The 16,413-nt window shown below is 75.6% G+C and carries 15 protein-coding genes; 8 read left to right on the forward strand and 7 right to left on the reverse strand.

The genetic code is table 11. The features are described from left to right. Positions 1-333: 333 nt before the first annotated feature. Together ACFW1A_RS12700 and ACFW1A_RS12705 are read left to right on the forward strand one after the other, a co-directional pair. Positions 334-2,097 (forward strand): serine/threonine-protein kinase, encoded by a 1,764-nt coding sequence (locus ACFW1A_RS12700; protein WP_380408062.1) that lies wholly within the window; start codon positions 334-336, stop codon positions 2,095-2,097. Between the two features lie 98 nt (positions 2,098-2,195). Next, a complete protein-coding gene (locus tag ACFW1A_RS12705; protein ID WP_380408064.1) occupies positions 2,196-4,100 on the forward strand; it encodes an acyl-CoA dehydrogenase in 1,905 nt (634 codons plus the stop codon). Positions 4,101-4,153: 53 nt separating this feature from the next. Here the strand turns inward: ACFW1A_RS12705 and ACFW1A_RS12710 are convergent, their stop codons facing one another. Continuing rightward, the gene (locus tag ACFW1A_RS12710; protein ID WP_380408066.1) at positions 4,154-4,627 is read right to left on the reverse strand and encodes a carboxymuconolactone decarboxylase family protein; all 474 of its coding nucleotides are present in this window, start codon (positions 4,625-4,627) and stop codon (positions 4,154-4,156) included. A gap of 97 nt (positions 4,628-4,724) precedes the next feature. Next, the gene (locus tag ACFW1A_RS12715; protein ID WP_380408068.1) at positions 4,725-5,636 is read right to left on the reverse strand and encodes a LysR family transcriptional regulator; all 912 of its coding nucleotides are present in this window, start codon (positions 5,634-5,636) and stop codon (positions 4,725-4,727) included. 87 nt (positions 5,637-5,723) lie between these two features. Between ACFW1A_RS12715 and ACFW1A_RS12720 the strand changes: the two genes are divergently transcribed. Both ACFW1A_RS12720 and ACFW1A_RS12725 read left to right on the forward strand, forming a co-directional pair. Beyond that, positions 5,724-7,136 (forward strand): MFS transporter, encoded by a 1,413-nt coding sequence (locus ACFW1A_RS12720; RefSeq protein WP_380408070.1) that lies wholly within the window; start codon positions 5,724-5,726, stop codon positions 7,134-7,136. Positions 7,137-7,224: 88 nt separating this feature from the next. Continuing rightward, positions 7,225-7,719, forward strand: a complete 495-nt coding sequence (locus ACFW1A_RS12725) for a glutathione peroxidase (RefSeq protein WP_380408072.1) — start codon at positions 7,225-7,227, stop codon at positions 7,717-7,719. Between the two features lie 7 nt (positions 7,720-7,726). Here the strand turns inward: ACFW1A_RS12725 and ACFW1A_RS12730 are convergent, their stop codons facing one another. After that, positions 7,727-8,770, reverse strand: a complete 1,044-nt coding sequence (locus ACFW1A_RS12730; protein WP_380408073.1) for a nitronate monooxygenase — start codon at positions 8,768-8,770, stop codon at positions 7,727-7,729. A gap of 19 nt (positions 8,771-8,789) precedes the next feature. Beyond that, positions 8,790-9,488 carry a TetR/AcrR family transcriptional regulator gene (locus ACFW1A_RS12735; RefSeq protein WP_380408075.1) on the reverse strand — a complete coding sequence of 233 codons (699 nt, stop codon included), beginning with the start codon at positions 9,486-9,488 and terminating at the stop codon, positions 8,790-8,792. A gap of 129 nt (positions 9,489-9,617) precedes the next feature. On the opposite strand from ACFW1A_RS12735, the gene ACFW1A_RS12740 reads away from it, so the two are divergent. Both ACFW1A_RS12740 and ACFW1A_RS12745 read left to right on the forward strand, forming a co-directional pair. Beyond that, a complete protein-coding gene (locus tag ACFW1A_RS12740) occupies positions 9,618-10,616 on the forward strand; it encodes a hypothetical protein (RefSeq protein WP_380408077.1) in 999 nt (332 codons plus the stop codon). 248 nt (positions 10,617-10,864) lie between these two features. Further along, on the forward strand, positions 10,865-11,797 hold the full coding sequence (locus ACFW1A_RS12745; protein ID WP_380408079.1) for a hypothetical protein: 933 nt from the start codon (positions 10,865-10,867) through the stop codon (positions 11,795-11,797). A 77-nt stretch (positions 11,798-11,874) separates the two neighbouring features. On the opposite strand, the gene ACFW1A_RS12750 is transcribed toward ACFW1A_RS12745, so the two are convergent. Beyond that, the gene (locus ACFW1A_RS12750; RefSeq protein WP_380408081.1) at positions 11,875-12,519 is read right to left on the reverse strand and encodes a response regulator; all 645 of its coding nucleotides are present in this window, start codon (positions 12,517-12,519) and stop codon (positions 11,875-11,877) included. Continuing rightward, entirely contained in the window at positions 12,516-13,787 is a 1,272-nt protein-coding gene (locus tag ACFW1A_RS12755) for a sensor histidine kinase (RefSeq protein ID WP_380408083.1), read from the reverse strand. The genes ACFW1A_RS12750 and ACFW1A_RS12755 overlap by 4 nt, the downstream gene beginning before the upstream one ends. Positions 13,788-13,972: 185 nt before the next feature. Here ACFW1A_RS12755 and ACFW1A_RS12760 point away from each other — a divergent pair, with 185 nt between their 5' ends. Further along, positions 13,973-15,028, forward strand: coding sequence for an FtsX-like permease family protein (locus tag ACFW1A_RS12760; protein ID WP_380408085.1), 1,056 nt, complete (start codon positions 13,973-13,975; stop codon positions 15,026-15,028). Further along, positions 15,025-15,753, forward strand: coding sequence for an ABC transporter ATP-binding protein (locus tag ACFW1A_RS12765; protein ID WP_380408087.1), 729 nt, complete (start codon positions 15,025-15,027; stop codon positions 15,751-15,753). The genes ACFW1A_RS12760 and ACFW1A_RS12765 overlap by 4 nt, the downstream gene beginning before the upstream one ends. On the opposite strand, the gene ACFW1A_RS12770 is transcribed toward ACFW1A_RS12765, so the two are convergent. After that, entirely contained in the window at positions 15,718-16,314 is a 597-nt protein-coding gene (locus tag ACFW1A_RS12770) for a Uma2 family endonuclease (protein WP_380408089.1), read from the reverse strand. The genes ACFW1A_RS12765 and ACFW1A_RS12770 overlap by 36 nt on opposite strands. Positions 16,315-16,413 lie beyond the last annotated feature (99 nt).

Genomic DNA, 16,413 nt, shown 5'->3' on the forward strand with positions numbered 1-16,413 from the left:
GCGCCACCGTGTGCCCGGGCCCGATCGCCTCGCCCCTTGCTCCTGACACTGCTTCAGCCCCCGGTGCGCGCCTGCACACCGGCCCGATGTCGGCGGGACCTCGGCCGGCACCGGCCCCGTGTGCGCCGCGCCCGCCGCGGATTCAGTCGGCCCGGCCGCGCGCGGATCCGGGCGGTGTCATCGGGTCAGATATCGACAAGACGCCCGCCGCCCGGCCCGCCATCATCGCCCCTGCCCGTGCGACCGCGCGGCCGCCCGACCCGAGAGGGACCTGCTCACCGTGCTGCACAACCGACTCCTGACGGCCGGCCGGACACCGACGGGGGTGGCGGGGTGAAGGCGCTCCAGGACGGGGACCCGCGGCAGGTCGGGCCCTACGAGCTGCTCGGCGTGCTCGGGGCCGGCGGCATGGGCAAGGTGTACCTCGGGCGGCGCGACGGGGTGACGGTCGCGGTCAAGGTGATCAACGAGGAGCTGGCGCAGGACGCCGACTTCCTCGCCCGGTTCCGCCGCGAGGTGGCCGCGACCCGGGCCGTCTCCGGCCCGTACGTCGCCGCGGTGGTGGACCACGACGTCGACGCGGAGCAGCCCTGGCTGGCCACCGAGTACGTGCCCGGCCCCTCGCTGCACGCGGTGATCACCCGGCACGGCCCGCTCGGCACCGTGCCGGTACGGGCGTTGGGGATGCGGCTGGCCGAGGCGCTGGTGGCGATCCACGCCGCCGGGCTGGTGCACCGGGACGTCAAGCCCGGCAACATCCTGCTGGGCCCGGACGGGCCCCGGCTGATCGACTTCGGCATCGCCCGCGGCGCGGCGGTGACCACCCTCACCCAGACCGGGGTGCTGCTGGGCACGCCCCAGTTCATGGCGCCCGAGCAGCTCCAGGGCAAGGGCCGGGTCGGGCCGCCGGCCGACGTCTTCGCACTGGGGCTGGTGCTGGCCTTCGCGGTCACCGGCAAGCACCCGTTCGGCCAGACCGACTCGTTCGGCTTCGGCTTCCGGATCGTCTACGAGGAGCCGGACCTGGCAGGCGTCCCGGCCGAACTGGTCGACCTGCTCGGGCGCTGCCTGGCCAAGGAGGCCGGCGAGCGGCCGACGCCGGGCGAGCTGGCCGCCGCGCTGGACCTGGGCGGGGCGACCGTCGACGCCACCGAGCTCACCCGGTTCGCGGCCGACACGCCGGTCCCGGCGCCGACGCCGCCGCCGACCGAGCCGGACTCGGGGGCGGGGTCGACCGCGGGGCCGACGCCCGCCTCCGGTCCCGGGGCCGAAGTCGAACCGGCCCCGACCCCGGCACCGCCGGGCGGAGCGCCGACGGAGCCGCCCGCCAAGCCGCGCCGCTTGCGCCGCCGCCCACTGCTGGTCGGGCTGGCCGCGGCAGTGGTGGCCGCCGTGGTGGTCACCGTCGTCCTGGGCCTGGACGGCGGCACCTCGGCGAGCACCCGGACCGAGGGGGGCGCCAGGAGTGCCGGCCCCACGGCTTCCGCGTCGGCCGGTGTCCCCGCTGCCCCCGCCACTCCCGGCAGCCCCGCCCCCGGCGGGGCTGCCGCGACCACGCCGCCGCCCACCTCGGCGGCACCCTCGTCCGCCGCCCCGACCGCGGCCGACCCGACGACGCCCGCGGCCAGGCCCACCACGGGCGGATCGTCGGGCAGCGGCACGGGCACCCGGACCACGGGCGGCGGATCCTCCGGCGGGTCGTCCGGCTCCGCGGGCGGGTCCTCCGGTTCCGGCGGATCGTCCGGCTCCGGCGGCGGCGCCGGGTCCACCCCGGCCCCGGCGCCGGCGCCGTCCCCCAAGGGCTCGCCGCCCGCCACGATGGCCGGCTACGGCGCGCACTTCTACAACAGCTGCATCGGCTACTGCGCCACCATGCCGCTGACCATGGAGTGGCAGACGCAGTCGGACGCCACCAGCTACGACATCCAGTACGACAACCAGACCAAGAAGATCAACACCGTCTACAACGCCACCGGCACCAGCTACGTGATCAACAGCCCGTCCTCCGGCGACCACATCTGCGTCACGATGCGGGCGGTCAACCAGTACGGCGCCTCGGCCTGGCAGCAGACCTCCTGCTTCGACACGCCGTACTGATCCCCCGCCGGACGGCCCACCTGGGACGGTACGCCCGCTCCCAGGTGAGCTGTGTCACAGAGCCGTGTCCTCCACGAGAGCTGATCATTGGTCAGCCCATGACACCTGTGATCAACCACCGGTCCGCGCCCGCCACCACAGACACCAGCACCGACACCGCTCGGGAGCTGACCCGGTTACTGTTCGGGCCCGACGCCGCCCGGGTCCACGCGCCGTGGCGCGACCTGGCCGCCGACCCCGCGATGCACCGCCGCCCCGAGCTCCCCGTCGCCGAGCAGCTCGCCGACTCCTACCGCCGACTGCACGCGCTGAACACCCGGACCGACGCCGCCGCCCTGGCCGCAGATCCGCGGCACCTGGCCGCCCTGCACGAGTGGACCGCCCCGGTGGACGGCGCCCTGACCGTTCTGGCCGGCATCCACTACAACCTCTTCCTCGGCACCCTGCTCGACCACGACCCCGCGCCCAAGCGCCCGCTCGACGCCTACCTGCGGATGGACCGGATCGGCACCTTCCTCTGCACCGAACTCGGCCACGGCAACGACGCCGCCGCGCTGGAGACGGTCGCCGACCACGACCGCACCGACGGAACGTTCATCCTGCACACGCCGGGCCCGGCGGCGCAGAAGTTCATGCCGAACACCGGTCCGGCCGGCGGTCCGAAGTCAGCCCTGGTGGCCGCGCGCCTGCGGGTGGACGGCAGGGACCACGGGATCTTCCTCTTCCTCACCCCGCTGACCGACGAGGCCGGTCCGCTGCCCGGCGTCACCGTCCGCCCGCTGCCGCTGCGGCCCGGCAGCCCGGTCGACCACTGCCTGACCGCCTTCGACCGGGTCCGCCTGCCGCGGGAGGCCCTGCTCACCGGCGCGCACGGCCGGCTCGCCGACGACGGCACCTTCAGCAGCGCGCTCGGCGCCCGGCGCAAGCGCTTCCTGACCGCGATCGGCCGGGTGACCGTCGGCAAGCTGTGCATGACCGCGAGCGCGGTGGCCGGTGCCCGGGCGGCCCTCGCCCTCGCGGTCCGCTACGCGCACCACCGCGAGATCTCCGGCGCCCGGGCCGACCGCCGGGTGCCGGTCTGGGCGCACCGCAGCCACCACGCACCGCTGCTGGCGGGCCTGGCCACCGCGTTCGCGGCCACCGCGCTGCACCGCGCGACGGTGGAGCGGTGGGTCGGGCACGACCCGGCCGACCCGGCGCAGGCGGCCGACGCCGAGCGGCAGGTCGCCGTCGCCAAGGGCTGGGCCACCTGGCAGGCGCGCGACCTGATCGTGGTGGCCCGGGAGCGGTGCGGCGCCCAGGGCCTGCTCCCGGTCAACGGGATCACCGCCTACCTGGCGGACGTGGAGGGCACCATCACCGCGGAGGGCGACAACCTCGCGCTCTGGGCCAAGGCCGGCGCGGAACTGCTGCTGAACCGCGCGCCGGAGTCCGCGGTGCCGCAGCAGCGGGCCGCGGCACCGCACCCCGCCTCCGGTGACCCGGCCGACCCCGCCGACCCCGCCGACCCGGCCGACCCTGCCGACCCGACCGACCTCGCCGACCCCGCCGTCCGCCAGGCCCTGCTGCGGGCGGCCGGCGAACTGCGCCTGGACCGCGCCCGCACCCGCCTGCACCAGGCCCCGCCCGGCGACAGCCTGCGCCGGTGGAACGCGGCGGCCCCGGACGCGCTCGCCGCGGTCACCGCGCGGGCCGAGCACGACGCGGCGGCCGAGCTGCTCGCCTGGGCCCGGGCCGCGCGGGACGAGACCGCCCGCGCCCTGCTGCTCGACCTGCACCAACTGTTCGGCGTGCGCCGACTGGAGGGCCACGGCGCGCTGCTGCTGGCCGCCGGGCAGCTGACGGCCGCTCAGGCCGACCAGCTCCCGCGGCTCCAGGAGGCGGCCCTGGACCGACTGGCCGACCACGCGCTGTCCCTGGTGGCCGCCTTCGACCTGCCCGAGTCGTTCTACGCCCGCCGGCCGATCGCCGGCCCGGCGTACCAGCAGGCCTTCACCGCCTGACGGCCCGTTGGGGGGCGGCGGACCGCCACCCCCCAACGGTCGCGCGCCGACCGTCAGCCGAACATGCCGGGCTGGTAGTCGCCGGCCGGCTGCTGGACGATGACGTTCAGCCGGTTGTACGCATTGATCAGCGCGATCAGCGAGACCAGGCCGGCCAGCTGGTCCTCGTCGTACTGCTCGGCCGCCGCGGCCCAGGCCGCGTCGCCGACCCCGCCGGCCGCGTCCGCGATCCGGGTGCCCTGCTCGGTCAGCTCCAGGGCCGCGCGCTCGGCCTCGGTGAAGCAGGTGGCCTCGCGCCAGGCGGCGACCAGGTTGAGCCGGGTCTGGGTCTCCCCGGCGTGCAGGGCGTCCTTGCTGTGCATGTCGGTGCAGAAGCCGCAGCCGTTGATCTGGCTGGCCCGCAGCTTCACCAGCTCCTGGGTGGCGTGCGGCACCCCCGAGTCCGCGAGCACCTGGCCGGCGGCGTTGATGTGCTTGAGGAACTTGGCGGCGATCGGGTTGCCGAAGAGGTTGAGTCGGGCGTCCATGGTCTGTCTCCTTAGCCGTGCGGACCGTTGCACAGGGTCGACGGAACAGCGGGCCGGAATGTGACATGCCCGGCCACCGGAACGAGTGTGACCTGCGTCACTGCGGCAGCTCGCGGGCCACCTCGCGCAGTTGCCCGCGCAGCCAGCGGTGCGCGGCGTCGGCGTCGTGCCGCGGGTGCCAGGCCATCGCGAACGGGAGCGGCGGCAGCGGGAGCGGGACGGGGAAGGTCACCAGGCCCAGGATCTCGGCCAGCTGGGCGTTGCGGGCGGGCAGCAGGCCGGTCAGGTCGGTGTCGCGCAGCACGAAGAGCGAGGAGCCGAGCGAGCCGACGGTGGCGCAGACCGTCCGCTCCAGCCCCAGCTCGCCCAGCGCCAGGTCCACCGGCCCGCGCATCCGGCCCCGGCGGGAGACCACCAGGTGCTCGGTGGCCGCGTACCGCTCGGGTGTGATCGGGCCGTCCAGCAGCGGGTGGCCGCGGCGGACCACGCCGATCATCCGCTCCTGGTAGAGCTGCTCCACCCGGACCTCCGGCAGCCGACTGTCGATCACCCCGACCTCCAGGTCCGCCACCCCCTCGCGCAGCACCGGCCGGTCCAGGTGCGCCTCGGTCAGGAAGCGCAGCCGCACGCCGGGGGCCTGGTCCCGGACCCGGGCGAGCAGCGGGGCGGCCAGCGCGGCGGGCAGGGCGTCGTAGGCGATCACGGTGAACGTGCGCACGGTGCTGCGCAGATCGGGGTCCGCGCCGGCGACGAAGACCGCGCGGGCCCGCTCCACCACCTCACGGACCTCGGCGTGGATCGCCAGGGCGCGCGGGGTGGGCACCAGGCCGCGGCCGGCCCGGACCAGCACCGGGTCGCCCAGGGCCGCGCGGATCCGGCCGAGCGTGCGGCTCATCGCGGGCTCGGACAGGTGCAGGCGGGCGGCCGCGCCGCGCACGCTGGACTCCTCGATCAGCACGTCCAGGGCGAGCAGCAGGTTGAGGTCCAGGCCCGATTGCGTCACACGCAATCCCTCCTTGCAGAACTTGCACTGGTCGACAGGTCGGGGCCGAGTCTACGGTGAGCGCATCCCACCGATCCCGCTCCGAGGAGAGCCGTGTCCCGTGCTGCCCTGGGCGTTCCGCCCCATGCCGCCGCCACCGCGCCACCGCCGCCGGCCCTGACCCGGGCGCTCCTGCTGCTGCTCTGCGTCTGCGCCGGCACGGCGCAGGGCATGGTCGCCGCCGTCAACCTGCTGATCACCCGACTCGCCGCCTCCGCACTGCACCCGACGCCCGGTCAACTGCTGTGGACGGTGGACGCCTACGTCATCGTCTTCGCCGGACTGCTGATCCCGGCCGGCGCCCTCGGCGACCGGTACGGGCGCAAGCAGGCCCTGGTCGCCGGGCTGGCGCTCTTCGCCCTGGGCGCCGCGGTGAGCGCCGCCGCGCCGGACGTGGCGCTGCTGATCACCGGCCGGGCGCTCTGCGGGGCGGGCGCGGCGCTGATCATGCCGGCCACGCTGGCCCTGGTGGTGCAGCTGACCGGGCCGGCCGACCGGGCCGGGGCGCTGGCGGCCTGGACCCTCGCGCTCGGCGTCGGCGGGCTGGCGGGGAACCTGCTCGGCGGCGTGCTGGGCCAGTTCCTCTCCTGGCGGGCGCTGTTCGCGCTGGCGGTGCCGCTGGCCGCGCTGCTGGCGGTGCTGACGGCGCGTCGGGCCCCCGCCTCGCCGCAGGACCGGGCGGCCGCACTGGACCCGCTCGGCTCCGTCCTGCTGATCGCGGCGGTGCTGGCCCTGGTCGACGGGATCGTGGAGGGGCCGCACCGGGGCTGGGACTCGGCGCGGGTGCTGCTGGCCTTCGGGGCCGCCGCACTGCTGGCGCTCGGTTTCGCCGGGCACGCGCTGCGCACGCCGCGCCCGCTCTTCGACCCGCGGCTGCTGCGCTCGCCGCGGCTGTGCGCGGGGCTGCTGGGGACGGCGCTCAGCTTCTTCGGGCTGTTCGGGCTGTTCTTCGTCAACGCGCAGTACCTCCAGGACGCCAAGGGGTACTCGCCGACCCTGACCGGACTGGCCGTCGCCCCGGTGACGGTCGGGATGATCCTGGTCCCCCGGCTCGCCGCCCGCCTCGCCCCGCGCACCGGCCACGCCCCGCTCGCGGTCGGCGGCCTCGCCCTGATCGGGGCCGGGCTGCTGCTGCTCGCCGGCTGCGACGCGGACACCCCGTACGGGCGGTACGCCGCCTGGCTGGTGCTGCTCTCCGTGGGCAGCGGACTGTGCATGCCGTCGTTGACCGCCACCGTGGTCGGCGGGCTCCCCGCCCGCCGGGCGGGCCTCGGCTCCGGCCTGAACACCGCCGCCCGCGAAATCGGCGCCGCCCTGGGCGTCGCCGTCTCGGGCTCCCTGCTCGCGGGCCACCCGGGCCACGTCGCCGCGGGCATGGACGCCGGCCTGCGGGTGGTCGGCCTGGTGGTGCTGGTGGGGTGCGCGCTCGTCGCAGCCGGGTACGCGGCGCGGCCCCGCCGGGGCTGACGCGGCGGACCTCGTCCGGGTCGGGGCACAAACCCGGGCCCGCCGGCGTTACCGTGGTCGCCGATCGACCGTCACCGGAAGGACCGACATGACCACCCTCACCGAGATCCCGCTGCACACCCTCGCCGGGCAGCCCACCAGCCTGGCCGCGTACAAGGGCAAGGCCGTGCTGGTCGTCAACGTGGCGTCCAAGTGCGGGCTGACGCCGCAGTACGCCGGCCTGGAGCGGCTGCAGCAGCAGTTCGGCGAGCGCGGGTTCACCGTGCTGGGCGTGCCGTGCAACCAGTTCGCCGGGCAGGAGCCGGGCAGCGCCGAGGAGATCCAGACCTTCTGCTCCACCACCTACGGCGTCTCCTTCCCGCTGCTGGAGAAGCTCGACGTGAACGGGGACGCCCGGCACCCGCTGTACGCCGAGCTGACCGCCGTCGCGGACGCCGAGGGGGCCGCGGGCGACGTGCAGTGGAACTTCGAGAAGTTCCTGCTCTCCGCCGAGGGCGAGGTCGTCGCCCGGTTCCGCCCGCGCACCGAGCCGGAGGACGCCGCGGTGCTCGCCGCGATCGAGGAGCAGCTGCCGCGCGCGTGACGGCCCGTCAGCGGGCGGCGCGCCAGAGCCGCTCGGTGATCTCGCCCGCCGGGCCGGGCCGGGCGAGCCGGTAGGCCGTGCCCGCCCACAGGTGCATCGAGTCCGTCCGCCCGGCCCGGGCGGCCGCCGCGCGCAGCGGGGCGGTCAGGTGGTGCACCTCGGGGTAGGCGGGCGGGGCCTGGCCCGCGTGCCGGTCGGTGAACGCGTTGCGCAGGCCGCGGGCCACCCGGCCGGTGAAGGCGCGGGTCAGCACGGTCCCGGTGAACGCGGGATCGGTGAACGCCGGATCGGTGAGCGCCGCGCGGTGGCCCGGTGCGGTGCCGGCCTCGTCGGCGAGCAGGTAGGCGGTGCCGAGCTGGACGGCCGCGGCGCCGGCCGCCAGCGCGGCCGCGATCGCCGGCCCGTCCCCGAGGCCGCCCGCCGCCACCAGCGGCAGCGGGACGCAGTCGCGCACCGCGGCGAGCAGCGCGGCCAGCGGCTCGCGGCCCGGCTCCGCCGCGACCCGGTGGGTGCCGCGGTGCCCGCCCGACTCCGGCCCCTGCACGCACAGCGCGTCCATCCCCAGGGCCGCCGCCGCCCGGGCCTCGGCCGGGCTGGTCACCGTCGCCAGCTGGGCGGTCCCCACCGCGCGCAGCGCCGCCGCCTCGGCGGCGTCCGGCAGGCCGAAGGTGTACGAGACCAGCGGCACCGGGTCGGCCAGCAGCGCCTCGACCTTGGCGGCCCAGTCCTCGTCGTCCGGCGGGATCCGCTCCGGCAGCTCGACGCCGAGCGCGGCGGCCTCGGGGAGCAGCCGCGCCCGGTAGCCGGGCAGGCCGGCCAGCGCGACCGGGTCGGTGGCGGCCGGGACGAACAGGTTGACGCCGAACGGCCGGTCGGTGAGCCGCCGGGTCCGGGCGATCTGCTCGCCCAGCGCGGCCGCGCTGCGGTAGCCGGCCGCCAGGAAGCCCAGGCCGCCGGCCGCGTTCACGGCCGCGACCAGCTCGGGGGTGGACGCACCGCCCGCCATGGGGGCGGCGATGACGGGCAGTCGCAGGTCCTGGAGGGTCAGCACCAGGCCACTCTACGGACCGTCAGTCCGCGGCCCCCGCGCCGCCGAGCGCGAGTCCCGCCGCGCGCACCGCGGCCAGCCGCGCCCGGTCGCAGCCGTCGGGCGAGGCGAGCCGCACCGCCGCGTCCGCCACCGCCTCCGGGACCACCGCGGCCTCCTGCTCGGCGCACTCGCGGGCCACCGCGACCGAGCCCTCGACCAGGCCGAGCACCAGCTCCGCGCGCAGCCGCAGCTCCGCCTCGTCCAGCCGGTCCAGCGGGGCGAGCAGGCCGCGGTAGGCACCGGCCAGCTCGCACCGGACCTGCCGGAACCGGGCGAACCGCTCGCCGCGCACCTCGGGCAGCTGGTAGAGGGCGCCGAGGTTGGACAGCCCGCCCATCAGCAGCTCGGTGTCGAAGCGCACCAGCGCCCACAGCCGCGCCCCGGGCACCGGCTCGGCCAGCGCCAGCAGCCGGAGCGCGCACTCCAGCGAGGGGGCGACGGTGCCTTCGAGCAGGGTGGCGAGGATGTCCTCCTTGGCCGCGAAGTGGTGGTACAGCGTGCCCTGGCGCAGGCCCGCGCGCTCGGCCACCGCCCGGGTGGTGGTGGCGGCGTACCCGTCGCGGGTGAACAGCTCGGCGGCCGCGGCCAGCACCTGGGCCCGGGCGGCGGCGCCCCGGGGCGAGGCACTGGGCGGCCCGGGTGCGGGCGGAGCGGGGGCGATCGGGTGGTCTGAGGGCATCGCACGATCCTCCCACAGCCGGTGCCGCCCACCGGGCGGAGTAACTCCGCAACGCGAGCGCCCCTGACCCTGCGTAGCTTCGCAAGCGAACGACGACGTTCACCGAGCCCGATCACCGGAGTACCCCCGATGCGGATTCCCGCCCTGCTCGCGGCCGCCCTGCTGCTGCCGCTGCCGCTCGCCCAGGCCGCCCAGGCCGCCCCGACCACCCTCCCCGGCGCCCAGGCCCCGGCCGCCCCCGCCCGGTCGCCCGCCCAGGCGGGCCGACCCGCCGTGCTGCCCTCGATCGTGTCGCAGTCGCCGCACACGTTCGTCGGCCCGGCGGTCCGCTCCGGCGCCGCGCACCGGTCGACCTACGCCAAGGACCTGAGCGTGACGGTCAGCCCGCCGTCCTTCCCGACCGCGCCCGGCGCCGTGGGGACGGTCCTGGTGACGGTCTGCAACAACGGGACCGAGACCCCGGCCTCGGCCACCCTGGTGGTCAACGGGCCGGGCAACCCCGGGCTGGTCCTGAACACCGACCACGCCGGGCCGGTGGACGGCGGCTGGAACTGGATCCGGTTCGCGGTCGCGCAGGGCCTGCAGCCGGCCTCCTGCGAGACCGAGCGGATCTTCGCCAACACGATCAGCACCACCCCCGGCCCGGCGAGCTACCCCGGCGGCACGGCGGTGGTCAGCTGGGACCCGGCGCAGAACCCGGACGACTCCTCGACCAGCTGGAGCTTCGACACCTCCGCGCCGGTGACCGACGCCGTGCTGCAGCTGTGGCGCCCGCCGAAGCCGGCCGCGCCGGGCAATCCGGCCGACTTCGAGATCCTGGAGCGCAACCTCGGGCCGTCCACCGACTACCCGTGGCGCGGCCGGCTGATCGCCCAACTGCCGCCGGGGTCCAAGTGGCTCGACTCGGCGCCCGCCTCGAACCCGTGCGTGATCTCGGCCGACGGCACCACCGCGACCTGCCCGGACATCGTGAACAACACCTGGGCGAACTACAACCGCGGCTTCGCGCTGCAGGTGGACCCGGCGGCCGCGCCCGGCAGCAGCATCCCGGTGACGCTCACCCAGGAGGCGCCGGCCAACCCGGACCCGCACCGGTTCGTGCTGACGGTGCTCGTCCCGGTCTGCTGAGCCCGGCCCGCCCGGCCGAGCTCGCGCGGCCCGCGTCAGATTCTCCTGACGCGGGCCGCCTTGTCAGGACAAACCACCGTCTCCTGATGTCGAGTCAGTAAAATCTTTTGTCTTGTCATGTTCGAGGTATGGACGCCTCCCCGGCCGGACTGCTTGGGTAGCGGCGCACCCCCGCACTCCCCCGCACTCCCCCCGCATTCCCCGCACGTCCGGCATCCCGTGACCCCTCACACCGGGAGGACTCCCCCATGCCCATCCGCCCCCGCACCCCGCTCGCGCTGCTCGCCGCGGCCGCGCTGGCCACCGTCGGCTTCGTCGGCGCCACCCCGGCCACCGCCACCGCCGGCGCCACCCACTTCGGCGTCAAGTCGCAGCACCAGGGCGTGCACGCCTCGTCCACCGCGGCCCGCTCGACCAGCACCCTCTCGGTCCGCTCCAGCGCCACCCAGGGCGTGGTCTCCCCCACTCCGAAGGTCTACCTGGTGTTCTGGGGGTCGCAGTGGTCCAGCGACCCGGCCGGCGTCGCACCCGACCTGCAGGCGATGTTCAAGGGCCTGTACGGCGCCCAGGACACCTGGGGCCCGATCCTCAACCAGTACTGCGAGGGCGTGGCGAAGGGCACCGTCAGCTGCGGCACCAAGGGCACCCACGTGCAGCACCCGACCAGCACCCCGCTGATGGGCACCTGGTTCGACAACTCGGCGGCCGCCCCGACCAACGCCACCGCCGCGCAGATCGGCGCCGAGGCGGCCAAGGCCGCCCAGCACTTCGGCAACACCACCCAGGCGCCGAACCTGAACGCCCAGTACGTGGTGGTCTCGGCGACCGGGACCCACCCCGACGGCTTCCCGAGCAGCGGCTTCTGCGCCTGGCACGACAAGACCAGCAGCTCCTACGGCACGCTGGCCTACACCAACCTGCCCTACGTGCCGGACACCGGCATCGACGGCTGCACCACGCTGCAGGACGGCCGGGCGCTGTCCGGCATCGAGTCCACCGAGACGCACGAGTACGCGGAGACCGTCACCGACTTCTGGCCCAGCATCGGCTGGAACGGCGGCAACGGCGAGATCGGCGACGCCTGCGAGAACATGGACGCCTTCGTGCCCCTGTCCACCGGCAGCTTCGACCTCCAGGGCCTGTGGTCCAACGCGGCCAACGCCTGCGTGACCAAGGGCTGACGCCCTCCTGACCGTCCGGCCGGGGCGGCTCGACCACGAGTCAGCCGTCCCGGCCGGACCACCACGTCCGGGCCGGCTCAGGCCGGACGGATCAGACCGGTGCTCAGCCCGGCGGCGATGGCGGCGGTGCGGCTGTCCACGCCGAGCTTCTCGTAGATGTGCACCAGGTGCGTCTTCACCGTGGCCTCGCTGATGAACAGCTGCTTGGCGATCTGACGGTTCGCCAGCCCCGCCGCGAGCAGCTGCAGGATCTCGGCCTCCCGGGGCGAGAGGCTGGGCCGCCCGGCGCGCACCCGGCCGAGCAGCCGGGCCGCCACCGGGGGCGCGAGCACCGTCTCGCCCCGGGCCGCGGCCTGCACGGCGGCGACCAGGTCCTGCGGCGGGGCGTCCTTGAGCAGGTAGCCGGTGGCACCGGCCTCGACCGCGGTCAGGATGTCGGCGTCGGTGCTGTAGGTGGTCAGGATCAGCACGGCGGGCGGGTCGGGCAGCGCGGTGATCCGCCTGGTCGCCTCCACCCCGTGCATGCCGGCGCCCATCTGCAGGTCCATCAGCACCACGTCCGGCCGGGGCTCGCCGCGCTCCGCGAGGCCCGCCAGCAGCGCCAGCGCCTCGGCACCGTCGCCCGCCTCGCCCACCGCGGTCAGCTCGGGCAGCTCGTCGACCAGGGCGCGCAGGCCGCGGCGGACCACCGGGTGGTCGTCCACCAGCAGCACCCGGATCACCGGGCACCCGCCGGGCCGGCCGCACCGGTCGGCGCCGGCAGCGCCCCCTGCAGCGGCAGCGAGACCGCCACCACCGTGCCCTCGCCGGGCGCGGACTCCACGGTCAGCCGGCCGCCGAGCGCGGCGATCCGCTCGCGCATCCCGTGCAGGCCGAAGCCGCCGGGCCCGTCGGCGGCGCGAGCCGTCGCGTGCGGGTCGAAGCCGACGCCGTCGTCGAACACGTCCAAGGTCACCTCGTTGTCCAAGTAGCTGAGGGTCACCGCGATCCGCTGCGCGGCGGCGTGCCGCACCGCGTTGGCCAGCGCCTCCTGGGTCAGCCGCAGCAGCGCCACCTCCACCTCCACCGGGAGGGGGTACGGATCGCCGTCCGGATGGAAGGCCGCGCCGGACCGCCCGGCGAGGCGGCCGAGCGCCTCGCTCAGGGTGCGGCCCTGCAGGGCGGGCGGGGTGAGCGCGTGCACGAAGCTGCGGGCCTCGGCGAGGTTCTCGGCGGCGGTGCGGCCCACCTCGGCGATCCGCTCGGCGGCGGTGGCCGGGTCGGCGGGCAGCGCGGACTCGGCCGAGCGGGTCAGCAGCACGATGCTCGACAGGCCCTGGGCCAGGGTGTCGTGGATCTCGGCGGCCAGCCGCTGGCGCTCGGCGAGCCGACCGGCCTCGCGCTGGGTGGCGGCCAGCTCGCCGCGGGTGCGCACCAGGTCGTCGATCAGCTGCTGGCGCTCGCGGCCCTCCCGGTACAGCGCGGCGTAGCCGTAGGCCGTGAGCAGCGCGACCAGCAGACCGGCCACCGGGCCGAGCACCTTGGCGGTGGTCAGCCCGCCTTCCGTGCCGGCCTGGGCCAGCACCACGACGGCGGTCAGCCCGACCACCGCCGCCACCGCCCACCGGGTGGTCAGCAGGTGCAGGCAGACGAAGTAGAGCGGGAAGGCCAGGTAGCCGAACTCCGGGTGGAGCAGCACCAGCGCGGCCCACAGCGCGATCACCGCGCCCAGCCAGCCCAGCGCCCAGCCGCGGTCCGACCTGATCCTGGGCACCACCGCGCCCAGCACGTAGCCGGCGCCCAGCAGCAGCGAGAGCGCGAGGCCGGCACCGCCCAACTGCCCGCCGACCAGTCCGCGCAGCACCAGCACCGCCAGCAGGGTGAAGAACAGCCCGTGCAGGGCGAGGTTCAGCCACCGCAGGGCCGGCGTGGCAGCACCATGGTCCTCGGGCTCCGGTCCGGCGCCCGGGTCGGGGCTGCCCGGGGCGGGCGGCAGGTCGAGACGGTTCACGCCATCCGAGGTTACGGGCTGACCGGCCCGGATCCGGCCACCGGGGCATCAACCGTTCGATGGATTCCCGGCTCCACCTGCGGGCGGGCTGCGATGCCACTCCTCTCCCCGATGGAATGCCGCGCGGGAACCGCGACGGTGGAGGGGTACTGCTCAGCCGTCCCCGACCCAGAAGGTTCTCCTCCGTGTTCGTCGCCCTGCGGGACATCCGCTTCGCCCGGGGCCGCTTCGCCCTGATGGGCGCAGTGGTCACGATGATCACCACACTCGTGGTGTTCCTCTACGGACTCACCGGCGGGCTGGCCTCCGCCGCCTCCGCGACCATCGCCGACCTGCCCGCGGACCGGATCGTGTTCGGCGCCCCCGCCGGCGCCGACCCGACCGTCTCCTTCAGCTCCAGCTCCGTCACCCCGGCCCAGGCGGCCGACTGGGCCGCCGCTCCCGGCGTGCGTGCCGCGCACCCGCTCGGCCTGTCGATGACCAGGCTGACCGGGCAGGGCGCGGCCACCGCGGTCAGCGTGGTCGGCACCGACCCGGCGATGCTGCCCCCGCTGGACGGCGGCCGCGCCCCGCAGGACGGCGAGGTCGCGGTCGGCGCCAAGACCGCCGCGGACAACCACCTGGCGGTCGGTCAGCAGGTCCGGATAGGGCCGAAGACGCTGACCGTCTCGGCGATCACCGCCGACCGCTCCTACGCGCACGCGCCGACCGTGTGGACCACCGTCCCCACCTGGCAGGCGGTCAGCGGCCAGACCCAGCCGACCGCGCTGGCGCTCTCCGGCAGCTCCGGGACCCCGGTCCCCGGCACCAAGGCGGTGACCCTCGCCGACGCGCTGGCCGGGATCGACGGCTTCGCCGCCGAGCAGGGCAGCCTGCAGCTGATCCAGGGCTTCCTGTTCGCGGTCAGCGCGCTGGTGGTCGGCGCCTTCTTCACCGTCTGGACGGTGCAGCGCAAGCCCGACATCGCGGTGCTCAAGGCGGTCGGCGCCAGCAGCGGCTACCTGGTGCGCGACGCGCTCTCCCAGGCGGCCGCCGTCCTGCTGGGCGGCGCGCTGCTCGGCGGCGCGGTCGGCGCGGTCGGCGGGGCGGTCGCCTCGGCCGGCGTCCCGTTCGAGCTGAGCGCGGCCAGCGTGGCGGTCCCGGTGGCCGTCATGGTGGTGCTCGGCCTGCTCGGCGCCGCGCTGGCGGTGCGCCGCATCACCTCCGTCGACCCGATCACCGCCCTGGGAGCAGCCCGATGACCGCCACCCTGTCCGCCGTGTCCACCTGCACCGGCCTGGCGCTGTGCGACGTCACGCTGACCTACCCGGACGGCGAGGCGCGGCTGACCGCGCTGGACCGGGTCTCGCTCGCCGTAGCCCCCGGGGAGTTCCTGGCGGTCGCCGGGCCGTCCGGCTCCGGCAAGTCCAGCCTGCTCGCGGTCGCGGCCACGCTGCTGACCCCGGACCGGGGCCAGGTGCTGATAGACGGTCAGGACACCGGCGCGCTCAGCCCGCGCGAGCGGACGGCGCTGCGCCGGGAGAAGCTGGGGATCGTCTTCCAGCAGTCCAACCTGCTGGCCTCGCTGACCGCGGTGGAGCAGTTGCTGGTGCTGGCCGACCTGCGCGGCGAGCGCCCGCGCGCGGCCCGTGCCCGGGCCGAGGAGCTGCTCGCCTCGGTCGGCCTGACCGGCCCCAAGCAGCAGCGCCGCCCGCACCAGCTGTCCGGCGGCGAGCGCCAGCGGGTCAACATCGCGCGGGCGCTGTTCGGCGACCCCGCGGTCCTGCTGGTGGACGAGCCCACCTCGGCGCTGGACCACGAGCGCGGCGCCCAGATCGTCGACCTGCTCGCCGCCGTGACCCGCGAGCACCGCACGGCGACGGTGATGGTCACCCACGACCGCGACCAGCTGGACCGGGTCGACCGGGCGGTGGAGATGGTGGACGGGCGGCTACTTCTCGGGCCCGAGCACGGCGTCGACCGCTAGCGTCACCTCGGCGCCGATCGAGGCGGGCAGGGTGAAGGACTCCCCGGGGCGGTGGACGGCGTGGACGCGGTACTCGCCGTCCCGGGGCTCGGTGAGGACGCGGACCAGGCGGGACGTGCGGTCGACGATCACGTAGACGGGGATGCCGGCGCCGGCGTACAGCCTGGGCTTGATGCTGAGGTCGGTGCCGTAATCGGAGGAGGTCACCTCCAGCACCATCCGGAAGACCACCGGGTCGTAGCAGTTGTACTCGATCAAGTGGTCGGCGCAGTCGGCTTCCACCACAGCGAGGTCCGGGATCGCGTAGTCCGACGGACCTTCCGGCAGCCAGAGGCCGATGGCCTGCAGGACCTTGGATTCCTTGCTGTGCAGACCAGCAGTGGCGAGCCAGACCGAGAGATCGGTCAAGGCTGCGGCGTGCTGCATGTCAGCCGGTGGCGTCACGGTGATCTGACTCCCCAGGATCTCGACGCGATAGCCCGGGTGCTTGTCCGAGATCTCGTCGGCCAGCTCAAGGAGCGTCGGCTGGTGGACCGGGTGCTCTACCGCAGCGGCGGACATCGGCAACCTCCGTAAGGGCCAGGTATCGCTCACAGCATGGTAGGCAGCGGCCACGCCCCGGGGGCAATCACCTGCGCGTCACCCGATCGGTGAGCAGCC

The sequence above is a fragment of the Kitasatospora sp. NPDC058965 genome (assembly GCF_042741245.1).
GTDB lineage: Bacteria > Actinomycetota > Actinomycetes > Streptomycetales > Streptomycetaceae > Kitasatospora.